At 66.0% G+C, this 20,081-nt stretch carries 17 protein-coding genes; 8 read left to right on the forward strand and 9 right to left on the reverse strand.

The features are described 5' to 3' along the window. The first annotated feature begins 19 nt into the window (after positions 1 to 19). Positions 20 to 841 carry a DUF4198 domain-containing protein gene (locus ACFB49_RS18000; protein WP_380872676.1) on the forward strand — a complete coding sequence of 274 codons (822 nt, stop codon included), beginning with the start codon at positions 20 to 22 and terminating at the stop codon, positions 839 to 841. A gap of 41 nt (positions 842 to 882) precedes the next feature. Here the strand turns inward: ACFB49_RS18000 and ACFB49_RS18005 are convergent, their stop codons facing one another. After that, positions 883 to 1,761: an LLM class flavin-dependent oxidoreductase gene (locus ACFB49_RS18005; RefSeq protein WP_380872677.1), complete on the reverse strand. Its 879-nt coding sequence runs from the start codon at positions 1,759 to 1,761 to the stop codon at positions 883 to 885. 205 nt (positions 1,762 to 1,966) lie between these two features. Between ACFB49_RS18005 and ACFB49_RS18010 the strand changes: the two genes are divergently transcribed. After that, complete coding sequence (locus ACFB49_RS18010) at positions 1,967 to 4,150, forward strand: molybdopterin-dependent oxidoreductase (RefSeq protein WP_380872678.1); 2,184 nt, start codon at positions 1,967 to 1,969, stop codon at positions 4,148 to 4,150. Here the strand turns inward: ACFB49_RS18010 and ACFB49_RS18015 are convergent. The 6 genes from ACFB49_RS18015 to rpsM form a co-directional block, all read right to left on the reverse strand. Next, on the reverse strand, positions 4,147 to 6,903 hold the full coding sequence (locus ACFB49_RS18015) for a [protein-PII] uridylyltransferase (RefSeq protein WP_380872679.1): 2,757 nt from the start codon (positions 6,901 to 6,903) through the stop codon (positions 4,147 to 4,149). The two genes, ACFB49_RS18010 and ACFB49_RS18015, sit on opposite strands and share 4 nt — an antisense overlap. Positions 6,904 to 6,948: 45 nt before the next feature. After that, positions 6,949 to 9,063, reverse strand: coding sequence for a prolyl oligopeptidase family protein (locus ACFB49_RS18020; protein WP_380872680.1), 2,115 nt, complete (start codon positions 9,061 to 9,063; stop codon positions 6,949 to 6,951). Positions 9,064 to 9,150: 87 nt separating this feature from the next. Continuing rightward, the gene (gene rplQ, locus ACFB49_RS18025; RefSeq protein ID WP_380872681.1) at positions 9,151 to 9,573 is read right to left on the reverse strand and encodes a 50S ribosomal protein L17; all 423 of its coding nucleotides are present in this window, start codon (positions 9,571 to 9,573) and stop codon (positions 9,151 to 9,153) included. Between the two features lie 111 nt (positions 9,574 to 9,684). After that, positions 9,685 to 10,749 (reverse strand): DNA-directed RNA polymerase subunit alpha, encoded by a 1,065-nt coding sequence (locus ACFB49_RS18030; protein ID WP_380872683.1) that lies wholly within the window; start codon positions 10,747 to 10,749, stop codon positions 9,685 to 9,687. 89 nt (positions 10,750 to 10,838) lie between these two features. Continuing rightward, the gene (gene rpsK, locus ACFB49_RS18035) at positions 10,839 to 11,228 is read right to left on the reverse strand and encodes a 30S ribosomal protein S11 (protein WP_010123860.1); all 390 of its coding nucleotides are present in this window, start codon (positions 11,226 to 11,228) and stop codon (positions 10,839 to 10,841) included. Positions 11,229 to 11,314: 86 nt separating this feature from the next. Beyond that, complete coding sequence (gene rpsM / locus ACFB49_RS18040; RefSeq protein ID WP_380872684.1) at positions 11,315 to 11,683, reverse strand: 30S ribosomal protein S13; 369 nt, start codon at positions 11,681 to 11,683, stop codon at positions 11,315 to 11,317. Positions 11,684 to 11,897: 214 nt separating this feature from the next. Here rpsM and ACFB49_RS18045 point away from each other — a divergent pair, with 214 nt between their 5' ends. The 5 genes from ACFB49_RS18045 to ACFB49_RS18065 are packed head-to-tail and all read left to right on the forward strand — an operon-like array spanning position 11,898 to position 15,865. Continuing rightward, positions 11,898 to 13,007, forward strand: a complete 1,110-nt coding sequence (locus ACFB49_RS18045) for an 8-amino-7-oxononanoate synthase (protein WP_380872685.1) — start codon at positions 11,898 to 11,900, stop codon at positions 13,005 to 13,007. Next, positions 13,004 to 13,738 carry a methyltransferase domain-containing protein gene (locus ACFB49_RS18050; protein WP_380872686.1) on the forward strand — a complete coding sequence of 245 codons (735 nt, stop codon included), beginning with the start codon at positions 13,004 to 13,006 and terminating at the stop codon, positions 13,736 to 13,738. The genes ACFB49_RS18045 and ACFB49_RS18050 overlap by 4 nt, the downstream gene beginning before the upstream one ends. After that, positions 13,735 to 14,349: a dethiobiotin synthase gene (bioD, locus tag ACFB49_RS18055; protein ID WP_380872687.1), complete on the forward strand. Its 615-nt coding sequence runs from the start codon at positions 13,735 to 13,737 to the stop codon at positions 14,347 to 14,349. The genes ACFB49_RS18050 and bioD overlap by 4 nt, the downstream gene beginning before the upstream one ends. Further along, complete coding sequence (locus tag ACFB49_RS18060; protein WP_380872688.1) at positions 14,346 to 15,599, forward strand: adenosylmethionine--8-amino-7-oxononanoate transaminase; 1,254 nt, start codon at positions 14,346 to 14,348, stop codon at positions 15,597 to 15,599. Before bioD ends, ACFB49_RS18060 begins: the two co-directional genes overlap by 4 nt. Next, complete coding sequence (locus tag ACFB49_RS18065) at positions 15,596 to 15,865, forward strand: DUF1294 domain-containing protein (protein WP_380872689.1); 270 nt, start codon at positions 15,596 to 15,598, stop codon at positions 15,863 to 15,865. The genes ACFB49_RS18060 and ACFB49_RS18065 overlap by 4 nt, the downstream gene beginning before the upstream one ends. Positions 15,866 to 15,884: 19 nt before the next feature. Here ACFB49_RS18065 and ACFB49_RS18070 read toward each other — a convergent pair whose 3' ends face one another. Then, positions 15,885 to 16,379, reverse strand: coding sequence for a DUF6438 domain-containing protein (locus ACFB49_RS18070; protein WP_380872690.1), 495 nt, complete (start codon positions 16,377 to 16,379; stop codon positions 15,885 to 15,887). A 151-nt stretch (positions 16,380 to 16,530) separates the two neighbouring features. Between ACFB49_RS18070 and gdhA the strand changes: the two genes are divergently transcribed. Further along, positions 16,531 to 17,886: an NADP-specific glutamate dehydrogenase gene (gene gdhA / locus ACFB49_RS18075; RefSeq protein ID WP_380872691.1), complete on the forward strand. Its 1,356-nt coding sequence runs from the start codon at positions 16,531 to 16,533 to the stop codon at positions 17,884 to 17,886. Positions 17,887 to 18,103: 217 nt separating this feature from the next. Here gdhA and glsA read toward each other — a convergent pair whose 3' ends face one another. Beyond that, positions 18,104 to 19,942 carry a glutaminase A gene (glsA, locus tag ACFB49_RS18080; RefSeq protein ID WP_380872692.1) on the reverse strand — a complete coding sequence of 613 codons (1,839 nt, stop codon included), beginning with the start codon at positions 19,940 to 19,942 and terminating at the stop codon, positions 18,104 to 18,106. Positions 19,943 to 20,081: the final 139 nt, after the last annotated feature.

Here is a 20,081-nt window from a genome sequence, read left to right on the forward strand (position 1 = left end):
TCAAATCGAGAGGATCGTCATGCGCCTTCGCATTTCTAGCCTGCTGACTGCCGTCGCCGCCCTAGGGCTTGTCGCCTCCGCGGCCTCGGCCCATCGCCAGTGGATGCTGCCGTCGTCGACCATCGTCTCGGGCGATGATGTGTGGGTCACGGTCGACGCCGCCGTCTCCAACGACCTCTTCTATTTCGAGCATCAGCCGGTCCGCCTCGACAATATCAAGGCCTGGGCGCCTGACGGCAGCGAGGTGAAGATCGAGAATGGCGCCACCGGCCGCTATCGCAGCACCTTCGACCTGCATCTGACGCAGAAGGGCACCTACAAGATCGCCAATTCCGGCGGCGGCATCATGGGCAGCTACAAGCTGAATGGCGAGGAAAAGCGCCTGCCACGCGGCACCACCGCCGCCCAGCTCGCCACCTCCATTCCGGCCGGCGCGACCGACGTGAAGCTTTCGGAAGGCTGGAACCGCAACGAGATCTTCGTGAGCTCGGGCACCCCCTCCGACGGCGTGCTCAAGCCGACCGGCAAGGGGCTGGAGATGGTTCCCGTCACCCACCCCAATGATCTCGTCGCCGGCGAACAGGCCGCGTTCCGCTTCGTGATCGACGGCAAGCCGGCCGCGAACCTGAAGGTGACGGTGATTCCCGGTGGCATCCGCTACCGCAATGCGCTGAACGAGAAGAACTACACCACCGACGCCAATGGCGAGGTCAAGGTCGATTGGGCCGAGCCGGGCTTCTACTGGCTGAACGCCACCGCGACCGACAATAAGGCGAGCATCCCCAACGCCAGCGAGCGGCGGCTGGGCTATGTCACCACACTCGAAGTGATGGCCCCCTGATTTCGGACCCTCCCCGGTTCCGCGCCGGGGAGGGCATCGTATCAGCCGATCAGGTCCGCGACGCGCGCGACCTCCTCCACGTCGCCGCTGGTCGGGATCAATTGCACCTCGTCGGCGCCGAGATCGGCGATCTGACGCAGCACATCCCTGAGTTCGGCCGTGCTGCCGGCAAAGCCGGTAACGGGAAGCATCGCCTCCAGCGTCGCCGGCTCGATCCAGTTGAAATAGTGCCGCAGATGGCTCTGCACCTGCGCGCGGGCGCCGTCCCCCAGCGCGAACCAGAAGGATGTGGTGAGCCGCGGCGCCGGCCGGCCCGCCTCCGCCCAGGCGGCGCGCACCTGATCGAAGCTTGCTTCGACATCCTTCATGTCCATGTTGAAGCTGAAGCCGGCGATGCCGTCCGCCCAGGCGGCCGCCATCCGTGTCGCCTTCGGCCCCTGCGCGCCGATCAGCAATTCGGGTCCGCCTGACTGGACCGGCGCTGGGCCGACCGGCTTGATCGCGTCCACCACTTTCTCGCCCGCCCAGACGCGCTTCATCACATCCACACGGCGCGCAAGCTCGCCATGGGTGCGCGTCGCGGGATCTGCGCCGGCCGCGACATAATCCTCGATCCGCCCGCCGATGCCGAGGCCGACGGTCAGTCGCCCTTGGCTCAGCATGTCGACGGTGGCGAGGCTCTTCGCCAGCATCACCGGATCATGGAGCTGCGGAATCATGATCGTCGTCACCAGCCGCACCCGATCGGTCCACGCCGCGCAGGCCCCGAGCAGGCTCAGCGTCTCGGGATTGTCGAACGCCATGCGCTCGCCGAAGCAGAGCGACGAAAAGGGCCCCTGATCGATCGCCCTCACCCAGCCTTCCAGCATCGCCCGATCGACATCGGGCTCCATCACCGGCAGCGTCATCCCCAGTTTCATGGCGTTTCTCGCATCCTCTATTTTTGCGCAGCATGGATGGCGACACGGCCGATGACGATGGCTGGACGGGCCATTGTTGGCGAAACGGCCGGGATGCGCCCTACCCGGACGGCCGACAGCCACAGAAAGGCTTTGTCGCCGCCCCGGCGACGGCGCAGTCTCCGCATCGCAGCGTTCAGAAGGACGCGCGGAACGGGAGAGGATGATGGCGGCTCAATCCGGCGAGCGGCGGCACGTCATATGCCGGGCCTGCCACGCGTCCTGCGACCTTGTGGTCGATCTGGCGGACGGCCGGATCACCGGCGTCCATGGCGCCCGCGACAACCCCGTCTATCACGGCTATTCCTGCATCAAGGGACGCGAGGCCCCGGCGCTGCTGACCTTGCCATCGCGCCTGCTCCATTCGCTGCGGCGGACGGCTGAGTGTTCGTTCGAACAGATCGGATCGGAACAGGCCGCCGGCGAAGTCGGCCAGCGGATCGCCACGATCGCCGCCGAGCATGGCCCGCGGTCGATCGGCCTCTATGTCGGCACCTACGGCCATATCAACCTGCCGGCTTTCATGATGGCGATGGCGTTGATGCGGGCGATCGACAGCCCGATGATCTTCACCAGCCTGACGATCGACCAGCCGGGCAAGATCACCGCGCCGGCGCTGCACGGGAACTGGCTGGGCGGCGTCCCGCCACAGGACCGCTGGGATGCGCTGCTGCTGCTGGGTGCAAACCCCGTCGTCTCGCAGGTCGGCGGACTGGGGATGAACCCGGCGCGCAATCTCAAGCGATCGCGGGCACGCGGCATGAAGCTCGTGGTGGTCGATCCGCGCCGCACCGACTGCGCGGCGGTGGCCGATGTCCATGTCCAGCCGCGGGCTGGTGAGGATGCGGCGATCCTCGCCTGCCTGATCCGCGAGATATTGCGCGCGCCCGATGGCGTGGACGCGGCCTTCGTCGCGGCCGAATGCGAAGGGTTGGAGGCGCTCCGCAGCGCCGTGGAGCCCTTCACGCCCGAGCGGGTCGCGGCGCGGGGGGGCGTGCCGGCCGCGGCGCTGACCGACGCCGCGCAGGTGCTGATCCGCGCGAAGAGCGGCGCGGTGTTCGCCGGCACCGGCGGCAATATGTCCGGCCATCCGACTTTGGTCGAATATCTCGGTCGGATCATCACCAGCCTGCGCGGCTGGTATCTGCGCGCCGGCGACGCACGGCCCAATCCCGGCGTGTTCATCAATCCGCCGCCGCCGCTTGCCGCCGCCGCCCCACCGTCATCGGTGCTCGGCGCGGGCCGGCCGACGCGCGTGCGGGGTTTGAGCGAAACCGCCGCCGGCATGCCGACCGCCGCTTTGGCCGAAGAGATATTGGTGCCGGGCGAAGGCAGGATAAGGGCGCTGATCGTGCTGGGCGGCAATCCGGTAATGGCCTGGCCCGACGAGGCGATGACGACGCGCGCGATGCGCGAGCTGGACCTGCTGGTCTGCGTCGACCCCAAGCTTACCGCCACCGCCGCGCTGGCCGATTATGTGCTGGCACCGCGGCTGGGGCTGGAGATCATGAACACCACCGCCCATGTCGAGATCGCCTCCAATTTCGGTGCGGGCATGGGCTTCGACCGGCCTTATGGTCAGGTGGCGCCCGCACTGACGGAGCCGCCGGCGGGCAGCGACGTGCTGGAGGAATGGGAATATCTGCACGCCATCGCCGCGACGGCGGGGTTGCAGCTCTCACTCGACCCGGCCTCCACGCTCGATCCGGTTGCGGCGGCGGAGTTGGGCACGAAACTGGACATGGATCAACGCCCGACAAGCGAGGCGATCTGGCGGATGCTCGTCAAATCGAGCCCGGTGCCGTTCGACGATGTGGCAGCGACCCCCGGTGGGCGTCTGTTCGATCGTCGCGAGACGATCCAGCCCAAACCCGACGGATGGGCCGGACGGCTGCAGATCGGCGATGCGATGATGATGGCGGAACTCGCCGCGCTGGCAGCCGAAGACATGCCCGCGGTCGATGATGATTTTCCGTTCCAGCTGCTCAGCCGGCGGCTCAACGACGTGATGAATTCGAGCTGGCACGACAATCCGAAGCAGGGCCGGCGCTGGCGCCGCAACCCCGCCTTCATCCATCCCGCCGACATGGAGCGCCTCAGCATCACCGCCGGCGAGGATGTGGCGATAGAGTCGCGGCATGGCAGGGTCGTCGCGGTCGCCGAGCCAGCAGACGATGTGCGGCCCGGCTGCATTTCCATGAGCCATGGCTGGGGCCAAAGCGATGCCTCGGGCCGGCTGGGTGGCGAGGCCAATGCCGCGCGGCTGATCGCCACCGATCGCGATTTCGACGCGCTAACCGGCATTCCGCGCATGAGCGGCTTTGCGGTGCGCGTCGCGCCGCTGGCTTAGGCGGCCGCTTCGGCGATCTCGCCGCCGGCGGCTTCGAGCAACCGGCGTTCGAGCGCCTTGAGGCGGGTCGCGCCCGTCACCTTGTCGCCGGTCAGATCGGTCACATAGAAGACGTCGACCGCGCGCTCGCCATAGGTGGCGATATGCGCGGAATGGATCGTGACCTTCGACTGGAAGAGCGCGTGGGCGAGCGCGTTGAGCAAAGCCGGTCGATCGCGCGCATTGATCTCGACCACCGTATAGCGGTTCGATGCGCGGTTATCGATCAGCACCACCGGCTCGATCGCGAAGGCATCCGCACGGGCGCGGGGCAGCGGCTTGGCGGCCAGACGATCGGCCAGGCGGCTGCGGTTGGCGAGCGCATCGTCGATCGAGATTTCCAGGCGCTTGAGCCTCTGGGCTTCATCAAAGGGCCGGCCGAATGGATCCTGCACCAGGATATTGTCGATCGCCATGCCGTCGCGCGTGGTGTGGATGCGCGCATCGATGATGCTGCCGCCGGCCACGTGGATGGCGCCGGCGATGCGGTAGAACAGGCCCGGATGGTCGGCGGCGTAGATGGTGACGAGCGTCGCGCCGCGCTCGGCATCCGCCTCCGCCCCGATCGAGAGCGGCTTGTGGCCGGCATCCGCATCGGCGATCAGCCGCACATTGCGTTCGATGACGTCGATCGATTCCGCGACCCAATAGGCTTCGGGCAGGCGCTTGACGACCGCATCGAAGCGATCGGCTGACCAATCCAGCCGGTCGCGCAGCGCCGCCTGCTTGGCCTCGATCCGTTCCTTGCGGCCACGCTGCTTGTGGCCGAGCCGCAGCACCTCTTCCGCTGCTTCGTAGAGATCGGAGAGGAGCTGGCGTTTCCAGCTGTTCCACACCCCCGGCCCGACGGCGCGAATATCGACGACGGTGAGCACCAGCAGCAGGCGCAGACGCTCCGGGCTCTGCACCGCCTCGGCGAAGTCGAGCACGGTCTTGAAGTCGGCAAGATCGCGCTTGAAGGCGGTGGCGGACATCAACAGGTGCCAGCGCACCAGCCAGGCGACCAGTTCGGTCTCGGCCGCGGTCATCCCCAACCGCGGGCAGAGTTTCTGCGCAACTTCGGCGCCCAATATGCTGTGGTCGCCGCCGCGGCCCTTGGCGATGTCGTGCAGCAGCACCGACGCATAGAGCGCGCGGCGCGAAACCAGCTGGCGCATGATGACGGTCGCGAGCGGATGATCGTCCTGCAGTTCGCCCTTCTCGATCTGGGAGAGCAGGCCGATCGCCTGGATGGTGTGCTCGTCCACCGTGAAATGGTGGTACATATCGAACTGCATCTGCGCGACGACGCGGCCGAAATCGGGCACGAAGCGGCCGAACACGCCGGCCTCGTTCATCCAGCGCAACACCGTTTCGGGATCGCGTGGGGACGTCAGCACGTCCATGAAATAGGCGTTGGCCCGCGGATCGCGGCGGACGACATTGTCGATCAGCCGGGCATCGCGACCCGCCTGCCGCATCGCGGTGGGGTGGATTTCCAGCTCATGCTTGTCGGCCACGGCGAAGAGCTGGAGCAGGCGGACAGGATCCTGCTCGAAGAAATCGTCGGACGGCGTGCTCAGCCTCCCGCGTTCGAAGGAAAACCCTTCCAGCTTGCGTGGTTTGCGGCGCAGGCTGGGCAGTGCGAAGCGTCGGCCACGCGCGGCAAACTCTTCATCGAGATGGGCGAGGAATACGCCCGTCAGATCGCCCACCTGCTTCGCGGTGAGGAAATAATGCTGCATGAAGCGCTCGACCGCCGACCGGCCCGGCCGCTCGGCATAGCGCATCCGGTGGGCGATATCGGGCTGGACGTCGAAGGTCAGCCGATCCTCGGCCCGGTTGGTCAGGATGTGGAGGTGGCAACGCACCGCCCACAGGAAATTCTCCGCCTTCTGGAATTGCTTGAGCTCGGTGGGCGTCAACAGGCCCTTGTCGACCAGTTCGGGCACCGATCGGACTTGGTTCACATATTTGCCGATCCAGAAAAGCGTGTGCAGATCGCGCAGCCCTCCCTTCCCCTCCTTGAGGTTGGGTTCGACGACATAGCGGCTATCGCCCATGCGCCGGTGTCGCTCGTCGCGCTCGGCCAGTTTCTCGGCGACGAAAGTGCGCGCGGTGCCGGCGACGATCTCGCGGTCGAAGCGGCGGCTCGCCTCGTCGTACAGCGCCTCGTCCCCCCAGACGAAGCGCCCCTCCAGCAATGCGGTGCGGATGGTGAGGTCGCTCTTCGCCATGCGGATCATGTCGTCGAGCGAGCGGCTGCTGTGGCCGACCTTGAGCCCCAGATCCCACAGCAGATAGAGCATGGATTCGATCACCTGCTCTGCCCAGCTCGTCTGCTTCCAAGGCGTCAGGAAAGCGATGTCGACATCCGAATGGAGCGCCATCTCGGCCCGGCCATAGCCGCCCACCGCCATCAGCGTCAGGCGCTCGCCCGCGGTCGGGTTGTTGAGCGGGTAAAGCCGGTGGGTGGTGAAATCGAACACCAGCCGCAGGATCTGATCGGTCAGGAAGGCATAGGCCGTGGCCGCGTCGGCGCCGCGGGTGGGGGCGGCCGCCAGCCGCCCCGCAATCTCGCCACGGCCGCTTTCCAGCGCCTGCTTCAGGACCGCGGTGGCGCCGCGCCGCAGCGCCATCGTGTCCGAACCCTGCAGCTCTTCGAGCTGGGTCGCGATCTCGCGGCGGTCGATGATCGCCCGCCGATTGGCCAGGGATTCGAAGCGTGTCACCATCGCCCTTGCCGTAAAGCGGTTCGATCCAGACGCAAGCCGTCGCGATCAATCATTCGGCACGGCGAGGCCCGTCCACTTGGCGGCGAAGGCCCAGAGATCGGCAAACTCCGCGATCAGTTTGTCCGTCGGCTTGCCCGATCCATGGCCGGCGCGCGTCTCGATGCGGATGAGATGCGGCCGATCGCCGATCTTGGCAGCCTGGAGCGCCGCGACATATTTGAAGCTATGCCCCGGCACGACGCGATCATCGGTGTCCGCCGTCGTCACCAGGATCGCCGGATAGGTCTGGCCACGGCCGATATTGTGATAGGGCGAATAAGCGCGCAGCACGTCGAAATCGGCTTGCTTCGACGGATAGCCATAATCGTCGACCCAGTAACGGCCCGCCGTGAACCGATCGAAGCGGAGCATGTCCATCACCCCCACCGCCGGCAGCGCCGCCGCGAACAGATCGGGCCGCTGGTTGGTGACGGCGCCGACCAGCAGGCCGCCGTTCGAGCGGCCCATGATCGCGATCTTGCCCTTCGCCGATATGCCCTCGCGGACCAGATATTCGCCGGCCCCGATGAAATCGTCGAACACATTCTGCTTGTTGGCGAGCCGGCCGCCATCGTGCCACGCCTTGCCATATTCGCCGCCGCCGCGGATGTTGGCGAGCGCATAGACGCCGCCCATCTCCATCCAGGCGAGGTTCGCAGGGCTGAAGCCCGGCCGCGACGAGATGTTGAAGCCGCCATAGGCGTAAAGCAGGGTCGGCAGTCCGGCCTTCAGATTGGCGCCGCGCTTGTAGACGATGAAGAGCGGCACGCGCGTGCCATCCTTGGAGGCATAGAAGCGCTGCTCAACCGCATAGTCGCCCGGATCGAACGCGACCTTGGGCACCGCGAAGGGCGAGATGTTCCCGCTCGCCGCGTCATAACGGTAGATGGCGGTCGGCACGTTGAAGCTGGTGAAGGCGAAGAATGCCTCGGGATCGTCGGCGCTGCCCTCCATATCCTTGGCGGTGCCGATGCCGGGCAAGGCGAGCTTGGCGATCGGCTGGCCATCCAGCGTGAACGAGCGGACCTCGGTGCGGGCATCGACCAGATAGGTGACGACGAGCTTGCCGCCGACGACGAGCGCGCTGTCGATGGTCGATTTGGCTTCGGGCACGATCTCCTGCATCGCACCGCTGGCCGCGTCGAGCGCGACGATCCGCTGCAGCGGCGCATCCTTGTTGGTGAGGAAGATCAGCCGATCGCCCTGATTGCCGACGAGCGTCCAGTTATTCTCCAGCCCCTTCACCAGCGTCTGCGGCGTCGCATCGGGCTTGCGCAGGTCGATCAGTATGATTTCATACCGGTCATCGGTGCCTTCCGCCGAGGTGATGACGAGCCAGGCGCCGTCCTCGGTGAGTTCCGCGCTGTGGCCGAGCTTCGGCCGGTCGGGCGTCGCATAGACCAGCCGGTCCTCGGTCTGCGGGGTGCCGAGGCGGTGGAAGTAGACTTTGTGGTTCTCGTTGAGCGCCTGGAACGCCTCGCCTGCCTTGGGTTCGGGAAAGCGCGAATAATAGACGCCGCTGCCATCCTTCGCCCAGGCGAGGTTGGAGGATTTCACCCATTTGAGTTCGTCCGTCATCGGTTGCCCGTTCGTGACGTCGAGGACACGGACAGTGCGCCAGTCACTGCCGCCGTCCTGGATAGCGTAAGCCAGTTTGGTGCCGTCCTTTGAAGGCTTCCATTCGGCGAGCGCGGTGGCGCCGTCCTTCGCCCATGTGTTGGGATCGATCAGCGCACGCGGCGCGCCATTCAGGCCGGTGCGGACATAGAGCACCGACTGGTTCTGCAGCCCGTCATTGCGCGTGTAGAAATAATTGCCGCCGGCCTTCCTGGGCACGTCGAAACGCTCATAGTTCCAGAGCTGCGTCATCCGTTTCTTGATCGCGTCGCGGCCCGGCAGCGTCGCCAGATAGGCGTCGGTCACCTTGTTCTGCTCGGCCACCCATTGCGCGACCTTGGGATCGGTGCGGACGTCGTTTTCGAGCCAGCGATAGGGATCGGCGATCGGCTGGCCGAACTGAGTGTCAACGACATTGCCGCGTTCGGTGGTGGGGTAGGCGATCGGCGCGGCGAGCGCGGGGGTGACGGCGCTCAGCAGCAAGGCGGCGACAAGATTCTTCATCGGGCGAATGGCCTCACGGGCAAAAGGAAAGGCCGGAGACTAACGTCCCCGGCCTTGCATTCAACCCCGAGAGGTAACCTGAAAGGTTCAGGCGGCCTCGTCGAAATCTTCCTCGGTTTCCACCGGGCCCGAATCCTGGCCCTTGGCCGAGACGTCGCGGTCGACGAACTCGATGATCGCCATCGAAGCGGCGTCCGACGCGCGGATGCCGGCCTTGATGATGCGGGTATAGCCGCCGTTGCGATCCTTGTAGCGCTCGGCCAGGACGTCGAACAGCTTCACGAGCTGGGCGTCATCAAGCAGACGGGCGTGCGCGAGGCGACGATTGGCGAGGCCACCCTTCTTCGCCAGCGTCACCAGCTTCTCGACATAGGGGCGAAGCTCCTTCGCCTTGGCGAGCGTGGTGGTGATCTGCTCGTGCTTGATCAGCGCGGCCGACTGGTTGCGGAACAGAGCGGTACGGTGAGACGCGGTCCGCTGAAGCTTACGACCGCCTACGCGATGGCGCATGTTACTCTTCCTTCAGTTCGTCCCGGAGCCGTATCAGGTACTCCGGGCCAGGCGGTGTAAACGGGCCACCGCCCAAAGCCCTTAAAAGTCAGGTCGGAAAGACCCGCCCGATCAGAATTCCTGTTCGAGCTTCTTGGCCATTTCCTCGATATTCTCAGGCGGCCAGCCGGGGATTTCCATACCCAGACGCAGCCCCATCGAAGCGAGGACTTCCTTGATCTCGTTGAGCGACTTGCGGCCGAAATTCGGCGTGCGCAGCATCTCCGCCTCGGTCTTCTGCACGAGATCGCCGATGTAGATGATGTTGTCGTTCTTGAGGCAGTTCGCCGAACGGACCGACAGCTCGAGCTCGTCCACCTTCTTGAGGAGGTAGCGGTTGAGCTGGTTGGCGTTCTGCTCCGGCTCGCCACCCGCAGTCGGAACCGCGGCGACGCCGCCGACCGACGGAGCGGTCTGGACGAGCGCGTCGTCGAAGTGGACGAAGAGCTGAAGCTGGTCCTGGAGGATGCGGGCCGCATAAGCGAGCGCGTCTTCCGGGGTGACGGTGCCATCGGTCTCGACGGTCAGGGTCAGCTTGTCATAGTCAAGCTCCTGCCCGACGCGAGTGTTTTCCACCTTGTAGGCAACCTGACGAACCGGCGAGTAGAGCGCGTCGACCGGGATCAGGCCGATCGGCGCATCGGCCGGACGGTTGTTCGCGGACGGGACATAGCCCTTACCGATGTCGGCGGTCAGCTCCATGTTGAGCGTGGCGCCTTCGTCGAGGTGGCAGATCACCAGATCGGGGTTCATCACCTCAATGTCGCCGGTGGTAGCGATGTCACCCGCGGTGACTTCGGCCGGGCCGGTCGCCGAAAGCTGGAGACGCTTCGGGCCTTCGCCCTGCATGCGCAGTGCGATCTGCTTCACGTTGAGAACGATGTCGGTCACGTCCTCACGCACGCCGGCGAGCGACGAGAATTCGTGAAGCACGTTTTCGATCTTGATCGAGGTGACGGCCGCGCCCTGCAGCGACGAGAGCAGCACGCGACGCAGCGAGTTGCCCAGCGTCAGGCCAAAGCCGCGCTCCAGCGGCTCGGCAACGAAGGTCGCCTTGCGCTTGCTGTCGCCACCCGCCTTCTTCTCGAGGCCCTGCGGCTTCTTAAGTTCCTGCCAGTTCTTTGCGTTGACAGCCATGGACTTCCCCTTGGGGGTTGGACCGCCGCGCGTCCGCGACGGCCGGAAAACTTGAGCGGCGGAGGTCTGGTCGCCTCCGCCGAACACAATCAGACGCGACGACGCTTGGACGGGCGCACGCCGTTGTGCGGGATCGGCGTCACGTCGCGGATCGACGTGATGTGGAAGCCGACCGCCTGCAGCGCGCGGAGCGCCGATTCACGGCCCGAACCAGGGCCCTTGACCTCGACTTCGAGGGTGCGGACGCCATGTTCGGCGGCCTTCTTGCCGGCGTCCTCAGCCGCGACCTGCGCGGCGTAAGGGGTCGACTTGCGGCTGCCCTTGAAGCCCATCATGCCGGCGGACGACCAGGCAATCGCATTGCCCTGCGCGTCGGTGATGGTGATCATGGTGTTGTTGAAGCTGGCGTTCACATGGGCGACGCCGGCGGTGATGTTCTTGCGCTCGCGACGGCGAAGGCGCTGGGGTTCACGTGCCATGGATAGATCCTGACCTTAATCTTGCGTGGCGCCGGGCGGTCGCTCCAAAGAGCTTCGCCGCCGGCGGAGAAGCAGCGATTGCGCGCTTACTTCTTCTTGCCGGCGATCGGCTTGGCCTTGCCCTTGCGGGTGCGCGCATTGGTATGCGTGCGCTGACCGCGGACCGGCAGGCCCTTGCGATGGCGGAGCCCACGGTAGCAGGCGAGGTCCATCAGCCGCTTGATGTTCATCGCCACCTGGCGGCGAAGATCGCCTTCCACGGTGTAGCCGGCGTCGATCGCCTCACGGATCTGCAGAACCTCCTGGTCCGACAGCTCCTGGACGCGACGCTCGCGAGCGATGCCCAGCTTCGTGGTGATCTCCTTGGCCTTGGCCGGGCCAATGCCGTGGATGTAGGTAAGCGCGATTTCAACGCGCTTGTTGGTCGGGATGTTAACACCCGCAATACGTGCCACTTGACTATTCTCCTGCTCCACAGAACGGGTGGCTTTCCCGTTCCATCTCGACGCACCCCGCAAAGAACGAAAAAACGGCGCACGTCGAAACGCCGCCGGAACCGGTCTCTGGGGATAGGGGCCAAGTAAGGACCGGCCTGGCCGGAGTCAAGGAGGCAATCGCCGATTCGGGGCACTTTGCAAGGGGCCCGCGCTTCCGCTACGGCGCGCCGCAATGGCGATCCTAGACCAGCATCGCGCGGATATGGAAGCGCTTGCCCGCCGCGGCCGGGGCCGCCGGCTAATCCCCCGCGCCGGCGTGGATTTTGCCTCGAACGACTATCTCGGCCTCGCCGGATTGCCAGTGCTGGCCGATTCGGTGGCGGCCGCGATCGCGCGCGGCGTGCCGATCGGATCGGGGGGATCGCGGCTGCTGCGCGGCAATGATCCGGAGCATGAAGCGCTGGAGGCGGAGGCCGCCCAATTCTTCGGCTGCGAATCGGCACTGTTCTTCTCGTCGGGCTATGCCGCCAACACGACATTGCTGGCCGCGCTGCCCAGGCGGGGCGACCTAGTGGTCCATGACGAGCTGATCCACGCCAGCGTCCATGACGGGCTGCGCTGCGGGAAAGCGGAGCGGGTGGCAGCGACGCATAACGATGTCCAGGCTTTTGCCGACGCGATCCGCGGCTGGCGCGAGAAAGGCGGCAAGGGCCGCGTCTGGATCGCGATCGAGAGCCTCTACAGCATGGATGGCGACATCGCCCCGATCGCCGACCTGGCCGATCTGGCCGCGCGAGAAGACGCCTTCCTGCTGATCGACGAGGCCCATTCAACCGGCGTGTTCGGGCCGGACGGGCGCGGGCTGGCCGCGGCGTGGGAGGGCGAGGAGAATGTCATCACGCTCCGCACCTGCGGCAAGGCGCTGGGGTGCGAGGGCGCTTTGGTGTGCGGCCCGCGGGTCATCACCGATTATCTGGTCAATCGCGGCCGCGGCTTCATCTTCTCGACCGCGCCGTCGCCGCTGATGGCGGCCGCGGTGCGCGCGGCGCTGGGCCTGCTCAGAAGCGAGCCGGAGCGGCGCGAGCGGCTGATGGCGCTGATCGATCATGCCGCGGGGCTGGGCCTGCCGAAGACGGGATCGCAGATCTTGCCGATCATCATCGGCGACGACAAAAGAACGATGGCGATCGCGGCGGCGCTGCAGGAGGCGGGGCTCGATGTCCGGGGGATCAGGCCGCCGACGGTGCCGATGGGGACGTCGCGGTTGAGAGTCTCGTTGACACTCAATGCGGGGGTCGAGAATCTCAACTATCTTCATAACATATTGAAAACATTGATATGAATGCGCATGTCACCCAGGCGTTCGATGCCGCCCTGCGCTATGACGAAGCCGCGCTGGTGCAAGCGCATGCGGCGAGCGCGCTCGCGGAGCGGATCGCCGGCATGCCGCTGGCCGAGCGCCCCCGCATATTGGAGATCGGCTGCGGCACCGGGCTGCTGTCCGAAGCGCTGACGAAGCGGATCGATGGCGACTGGCTGCTGACCGATATCGCGCCGGCGATGGTGGAGCGCTGCCGGGTGCGGATCGGCGCGCGGGCGGACGTGCATTACGCGGTGGTGGACGGCGAGCGGCCCGAGGTGGACGGCCGCTTCGACCTGATCGCATCAAGCTTCACCTTCCAATGGTTCGCCGATCTGCCGGGCGCGATCATGAGGCTGAAGGCGCTGCTCGCCCCCGGCGGCAGGATCGCCTTCGCAACCATGGCGGACGGAAGCATCGGCGAATGGGATGCGGCGCACCGCGCGGCGACGGGCGAGGCGGCGGCGATGGGTGGCTATCCAAGGATCGAGGCGCTGGAGGCACTGGGCGCGACGATCCATAGCGAGCGCTTCGTCCAGCGCCATGCCGACGCCCGCGCTTTCCTGGCGAGCCTGCGCGCGATCGGCGCCCACCGCCCGCGCGAGCCACGTCCGCCCATGCCGACGCCGGCGCTCCGCCGCGCAATGGCGCTGTTCGAGGCGGACGGCGCGGCCGTCACCTACCATATCGCTTATGGGATCATCACGGCATGAGCCGGTTCATCGTCACCGGCACCGACACCGGCATCGGCAAGACCATCTTCGCCGCCGGCCTGACGGGCGCGATCGGGGCAACATACTGGAAGCCGATCCAGTCCGGGCTGGAGGAGGAAGCCGACAGCGAGACGGTGGCACGGCTGACCGGCCAGCCGGTGCTACCCGAAGGCTATCGCCTGGTCCGCCCGCTGTCTCCGCATCGTTCGGCCGAACTGGAAGGTGTGACGATCGACGCGGACGCGCTGGCCGTGCCCTCCTGCCCCGGCCCGCTGGTGATCGAGGGCGCCGGCGGGCCGCTGGTGCCGGTGACGCGAGCCACGCTGTTCGCCGACATCTTCGCGCGCTGGGGCCTGCCGGTAATCCTCTGCGCCCGCACCGGGCTCGGCACGATCAACCACAGCCTTGGGTCGATCGAAGCGCTGCGGGCGCGCGGCGTCCCCATCCACGGCATCGCCTTCATCGGTGAGGCGAATGAGGATAATGAGGCGACGATCGCCGAGATGGGCCGGGTGCGCCGGCTCGGCCGGCTGCCGTATCTCGACCCGCTGACACCAGAGACGCTGGCGGCGGCGTTTGCCGAAAGCTTCGACCTGAGCGCCTTCGCATGAGCCGCTCGCCCGTCTGGCACGCCTTCACCCAGCACGGCCTTGGCGAAGAGATCCCGCTGATCGACCGGGCCGAGGGCGCGACGCTCTACGGCGCGGACGGCCGGCAGTGGATCGACTGCATATCAAGCTGGTGGGTCATCACCCATGGCCATTGCGAGCCGCGCATCCAGCAGGCGATCCGCGACCAGACCGGCAAGCTCGACCAGCTCATCTTCGCGGGCTGGACGCATGAGCCGGCCGAGACGCTGGCGCGTTCGCTGGTGGAGATCGCGCCGGCGGGGCTGGAGCATGTCTTCTTCTCCGACAGCGGCTCCACCGCGGTCGAGGTCGCGCTCAAGATGGCGCTCGGCTATTGGCTCAACCGCGGCGAGCCACGACACCGCATCCTCGTGCTCGAACATGGCTATCATGGCGACACGATCGGGACGATGTCGGTGGGCGAGCGCGGCGTCTATAACCGCGCCTATCAGCCCTTGCTGTTCGATGTCGGCACCATCCCCTTCCCCACTGCCGGAGCGGAACAGGCGACGCTCGATGCCCTCGACGTAGCGTGCCGCAACGAGCAGCCGGCCGCCTTCGTCCTCGAACCGCTGCTGCTGGGCGCGGGCGGGATGCTGATCTATTCGCCGGCAGTGCTCAGGGAGATGCGCGCCATATGCGCGCGGCATGGCGTATTGTTCATCGCCGACGAGGTGATGACCGGCTGGGGCCGCACGGGAACCCGCTTCGCCTGTGATCAGGCCGGGATATCGCCCGACATAATGTGCCTGTCCAAGGGCCTGACCGGCGGCGCGCTGCCGCTGGCCGTGACCTTGGCGACGCCGGCGATCTTCGACGCGCATTATTCCGCCGATCGCGCGCGGATGTTCTTCCATTCGTCGAGCTACACGGCCAATCCCGTCGCCTGCGCGGCCGCCAACGCAAATCTCGCGATCTGGCGCGAGGAGCCGGTGCTGGAGCGGGTGGAGCAACTGGCGGCGATGCAGGCTGAGCGGCTGGCGCGGCTCGATGGGCGCGGGCGGATCAGTGGCAAGCGCCAGATCGGCACGATCACGGCGATGGAGCTGGCCGACGCGACCGGCAACTATCTGTCGACGCTGGGCCCGAGGCTAGGCGCTTTCTTCCGCGACCGCGGACTGCTGCTCCGGCCGCTCGGCAACACCGTCTATGTGATGCCGCCATATTGCATCACGGCCGGCGAACTCGACTGGATCTATGACGCGATCGAGGAAGCGGCGGGGCTGGCGTGACGATCGCCGCCGCTGCGCTCGCGATCCTGATCGTCAATCTCTGGACCTTCTTCCGCTTCTGGCAGGACAAGGCGCGGGCGCGATCCGGCGGGCGGCGGATTCCCGAAGCCAATCTGCTGGGGCTCGCGCTGATCGGCGGCACGCCGGCGGCGCTGCTTGCGCGTCAGGTGTTTCGCCACAAGACACGCAAGCAGCCCTTTTCGGGGCGATTGTTGGTGATTGCGGTGGTGCAGGTTAGCGTCGTGGTGGGGGCAATGCTGGCCTAAGCGGGCCTGGGTCCGCCCTTCACCGCGCCGGCTTCGCCACCAACGGGGCGATCGGCAGCAGGTCGTTCGCGGCCTTGATGGCGTCGGCGATCGGCAAATAGCGCATGTCGGTGCAGCCGAGGCTGAACGCCAGCGAGACCGTCGCCCCTGCCTTGTCGGTCCACTGCACCGTCCAGCTCGGCGCGTCGGTGCGGAAATTGTCGCATTCCTCGGGCCCGATGCGGCGGTCTACGGTGGGGCGATAGGGGGCGAGCATTTCCGCGATCTCGCGGAAAGTGTCGGCATCCGCGGTCAGCGTCTGTTCGCCCGGCTTCGCCACGAAGCGCGTGCCGACGAAGCGCACCGCCCCGATGGGCGTGATGCGCGAGCTGTAGACCGGGCAACTCCCGAAACATGGCCCCGCCGCTATGGTGATTTCGGCAAGGCCAGCAGCGACATCATTGTTGGCACGGGCCGGCGCCGCGCCGAGCGCGAGCAGCATCATGGCGCCTGCCGCTGTGATGAAACCCCGCATTGCTTGTCGACCCTCCGCGCTTACCGCCTGATTACCATCATATCGCGGTGGGTTCCCCCAATTTTGTGGTAACAGCATCGGCAAAGATCCGCCCGACTCAACAGGGTGGACGATCGGGTCGGTCCTGTGAGCTCTATTGGGGGTGCTAGGAATGGCCGTTACCGACCATGTCGATCTGCCGACATTCATCGAAGGCGTGAAGAAGCGTAATCCGGGTCAGCCGGAATTCGTCCAGGCGGTTCAGGAAGTCGCCGAGGACATTTACGACTTCATCGCCGACAAGGAACAATATCATCACTACCAGATCCTGCGTCGCATTGCGGAGCCGGACCGGGTGATTTCCTTCCGCGTCTGCTGGGAAGACGATAATGGCAATATCCGCGTGCAGCGCGGCTATCGCATCCAGAACAACAATTCGATCGGCCCCTATAAGGGCGGAATCCGCTTCCACCCCTCGGTCAACGAGAGCGTGCTGAAGTTCCTGGCGTTCGAACAGACGTTCAAGAACGCGCTCACGGGCCTGCCCATGGGTGGCGGCAAGGGCGGCGCCAACTTCAATCCCAAGGGCAAGAGCGATCATGAAGTGATGCGTTTCTGCCAGAGCTTCATGACCGAGCTCTATCGCCATGTCGGCGCGGACGTGGACGTGCCCGCCGGCGACATCGGCGTCGGCGCACGCGAGATCGGCTACATGTTCGGCCAGTATAAGCGCATCACCAACCAGTTCACCGGCGTGCTGACCGGCAAGGGCCTGGAATATGGCGGCTCGCTGATCCGGCCCGAGGCGACGGGCTATGGCGCGGTCTATTTCCTTGCCAACATGCTCGGCACGCGCGGGCAGGATCTGAAGGGCAAGACCGCGGTGATCTCGGGTTCGGGCAATGTCGCCACCCACGCCGCGGAAAAGATCGTCCAGCTCGGCGGCAAGGTGCTCACCCTGTCGGATTCCGAAGGCTTCATCCATGATCCCGACGGTATCACCCAGGAAAAGATCGATTGGGTGAAATCGCACAAGACCAAACGTCGCGGCCGCATCTCGGAATATGCGGGCGAGCATAAGGGGGCGACCTTCCATGCCGGCAAGACGCCCTGGGGCGTTCCCTGCGATGTCGCGTTGCCTTGCGCCACGCAGAACGAATTGCTCGGCGAAGATGCCAAGCTGCTCGTCAAGAATGGCTGCTATGCCGTCTCCGAAGGTGCCAACATGCCGACCGACCTGGCCGGCGTGCATGTCTTCAAGGATGCCCGCATCCTCTACGCGCCGGGCAAGGCCGCCAATGCCGGCGGTGTCGCGGTTTCGGGCCTGGAAATGAGCCAGAATTCGGAACGCCGCTCCTGGAAGGAAAGCGAGCTCCAGCAGCTGCTGCTCGATATCATGGCGGGCATCCATAACAGCTGCCTCACCTATGGCCGCGTCTCGGACGACTATGTTGACTATGTGAAGGGCGCCAATATCGCCGGCTTCAAGAAGGTCGCCGACGCGATGCTCGCCTACGGCGTGGTGTGATCACCTGATCTCCCCTCCCTGGAAGGGAGGGGCGCTTCAGGCCGATCGTCCCTGGACGATCTGAAACAGCCGGGGGCTGTTTCACCTGATGCGAGGGGTGGGTGGCGAGCGGCAGCGAGCTTCCTTCAGCGCAGCGCAAGGCTGCGCCAGCGGGCATCGAGCCCGCTGGCTCCGCTACCCACCCCCTATCCCCTCCCTTCCAGGGAGGGGCTGTGCTTCACATCTCCAACGCGCGGATCTCCGCGCTCGCCACCTGCAACCGTTCGGCCAGTTCGCCGGATATGTTGGCGAGCAGTCGGATCAGGATCGTCGGCCGTTGGGCCGCAAGTTCCTCCACCGCGGCCAGGCTGAAGCCGAGCAGTTCCACGTCGCTTTCCGCGACGACATCGGCCACGCGCGGGCCGCCGCCGATCAGCGCGCGCTCGCCGAAGCTCTGGCCCGGCCCCAACACGCTGAAGCGGACGGTCTTGAGGCCGGTGGGTGTCGCCACCTCGGCACAGACGCTGGCGCTGCCGCGCATGATGACGAAGAAGCGCGCCGCCTCCTCGCCCTCGCGCGCCAGCACGGTGCCGGCGGGGCGGGAGAGCGGCTCGGCGATCGCCTTCAGGCAGGCAAGGTCGTCTGCGCCCAGCCCGCGGAACAATTCGAACTCCGCGACATTCGCGGTCTGCATCTCTCCGCCCGGCAGCACCTCGGCAATCAACCGGTCCTCGCAATATTCCAGCGCGCGGTCACGGCTGTCGAATACGGCCCTGGAAAGATCGCCCAGCGTTTCGGCCAGATGCGCGTGGAGGCTGGCCAATGGCCCGTCCGCTTCGAGGTTGGCGAAGATCACCTTGTCGCCGGAACGGCGCATATCGGTGTGGAACTCCGCCAGCAGCGTGCGCGCCGCCGCATCGGCATGCGATACACGGCGCAGGTCGAGGATCAGATAATCCGCCTCCGCCGCAAGATCCTTGGCGCGGCGCAGCAGGCGATCGACCGATCCGAAGTAGAGCGCGTCCTGCACCGCGAGCAGGCGGATGCGCGGGCCGGCGCGAAACAATATCTCCAGCTCCCGCAACGACCGCGTCCGCTTCGACCGGACTTGCCGCCCGTCGAGCTCGTAGCGGATCACCGTGCGGGGGTCGGGGTGGGTACGGAACATGTGCAGGCCGAAACGCTCGGCGATCCGCTTGCACGCGGCCAATGCGCGGATGCTGTTGCCGTTGGCGTCGATCGGCGGGGAGAAGATCGCCACCGCGGCCTGGCCGGGGATCACCGCCAATATCCCGCCGGAAACCCCGCTCTTGGCCGGCAGCCCCACTTCATAGGCCCATTGCCCGGCATAATTATACATGCCGCAGCTCAGCATCACCGTCAGCACATCGGGGCAATATTCGGCGTCGAGCGCGCGCTTGCCCGTCACCGGGTTCACCCCGTCATTGACGAGCGTCGCGCCCATGATGGCGAGGTCGCGCGCGGTGACATTATAGGAACATTGCCGGAAATAGAGGTCGAGCACCTCCTCCGGTTCGCGCTCGATCATGCCCGCTGACAGCATCATCCACGCGATCGCGCGGTTCCTGTGCCCGGTCGCCTTTTCCGAGAGATAGGTCGCCTCGTCGAGCGTCAGCGCGCGCCCCGCGAAGCGCGCGAACATCGCCTCCAGATTGGCGCGCCGTTCCTCCACGTCCGCGCCCTCGATCAGCTCGGCGGTGGCGATCGCGCCCGAATTGACCATCGGGTTGAACGGGCGCTTGTTGACGGTATCGAGCGCGATCGAGTTGAAGCTGTCGCCCGAAGGCTCGACCCCCACTTGCTCCAGCACGCGATCACGCCCATGCACTTCCAGCGCATGGCCATAGACGAACGCCTTGCTGATCGACTGGATGGTGAAGGCACGGTCCCAGTCGCCCGCGACATGCACCGCCCCGTCCACCGTCGCGATGGCGATGCCGCAGAGCTTGGGATCGACCTTGGCCAGTTCGGGGATGTAGCTCGCCGGCGCGCCCTCGCCGATCGTGCTGATTTCCGCGTGGAGCGCCTTCAGGAAATCGTCGATCGGCCCGTCCATGCGCATGTCCCCTCACGCCATTTACGTTCGACCCGCTCTAGCCGTCTTTCCTCTGCGAAACCATGGAGTGACGCTTGTTGGCATATTTACCCGGATGATATTGACTCGATAATTTCACCCGGATAAATACCGGGCATAT

The sequence above is a fragment of the Sphingomonas sp. DBB INV C78 genome (assembly GCF_042693015.1).
Classification (GTDB): domain Bacteria; phylum Pseudomonadota; class Alphaproteobacteria; order Sphingomonadales; family Sphingomonadaceae; genus Sphingomonas_E.

Excerpts from the sequence above, each read along its gene's own strand:
- ACFB49_RS18000 (WP_380872676.1), top strand. The coding sequence starts at position 20 with ATGCGCCTTCGCATTTCTAGCCTGCTGACTGCCGTCGCCGCCCTAGGG.
- ACFB49_RS18005 (WP_380872677.1), bottom strand. The coding sequence starts at position 1,761 with ATGAAACTGGGGATGACGCTGCCGGTGATGGAGCCCGATGTCGATCGG.
- ACFB49_RS18010 (WP_380872678.1), top strand. The coding sequence starts at position 1,967 with ATGGCGGCTCAATCCGGCGAGCGGCGGCACGTCATATGCCGGGCCTGC.
- ACFB49_RS18015 (WP_380872679.1), bottom strand. The coding sequence starts at position 6,903 with ATGGTGACACGCTTCGAATCCCTGGCCAATCGGCGGGCGATCATCGAC.
- ACFB49_RS18020 (WP_380872680.1), bottom strand. The coding sequence starts at position 9,063 with ATGAAGAATCTTGTCGCCGCCTTGCTGCTGAGCGCCGTCACCCCCGCG.
- rplQ (WP_380872681.1), bottom strand. The coding sequence starts at position 9,573 with ATGCGCCATCGCGTAGGCGGTCGTAAGCTTCAGCGGACCGCGTCTCAC.
- ACFB49_RS18030 (WP_380872683.1), bottom strand. The coding sequence starts at position 10,749 with ATGGCTGTCAACGCAAAGAACTGGCAGGAACTTAAGAAGCCGCAGGGC.
- rpsK (WP_010123860.1), bottom strand. The coding sequence starts at position 11,228 with ATGGCACGTGAACCCCAGCGCCTTCGCCGTCGCGAGCGCAAGAACATC.
- ACFB49_RS18045 (WP_380872685.1), top strand. The coding sequence starts at position 11,898 with ATGGCGATCCTAGACCAGCATCGCGCGGATATGGAAGCGCTTGCCCGC.
- ACFB49_RS18050 (WP_380872686.1), top strand. The coding sequence starts at position 13,004 with ATGAATGCGCATGTCACCCAGGCGTTCGATGCCGCCCTGCGCTATGAC.
- bioD (WP_380872687.1), top strand. The coding sequence starts at position 13,735 with ATGAGCCGGTTCATCGTCACCGGCACCGACACCGGCATCGGCAAGACC.
- ACFB49_RS18060 (WP_380872688.1), top strand. The coding sequence starts at position 14,346 with ATGAGCCGCTCGCCCGTCTGGCACGCCTTCACCCAGCACGGCCTTGGC.
- ACFB49_RS18070 (WP_380872690.1), bottom strand. The coding sequence starts at position 16,379 with ATGCGGGGTTTCATCACAGCGGCAGGCGCCATGATGCTGCTCGCGCTC.
- gdhA (WP_380872691.1), top strand. The coding sequence starts at position 16,531 with ATGGCCGTTACCGACCATGTCGATCTGCCGACATTCATCGAAGGCGTG.
- glsA (WP_380872692.1), bottom strand. The coding sequence starts at position 19,942 with ATGGACGGGCCGATCGACGATTTCCTGAAGGCGCTCCACGCGGAAATC.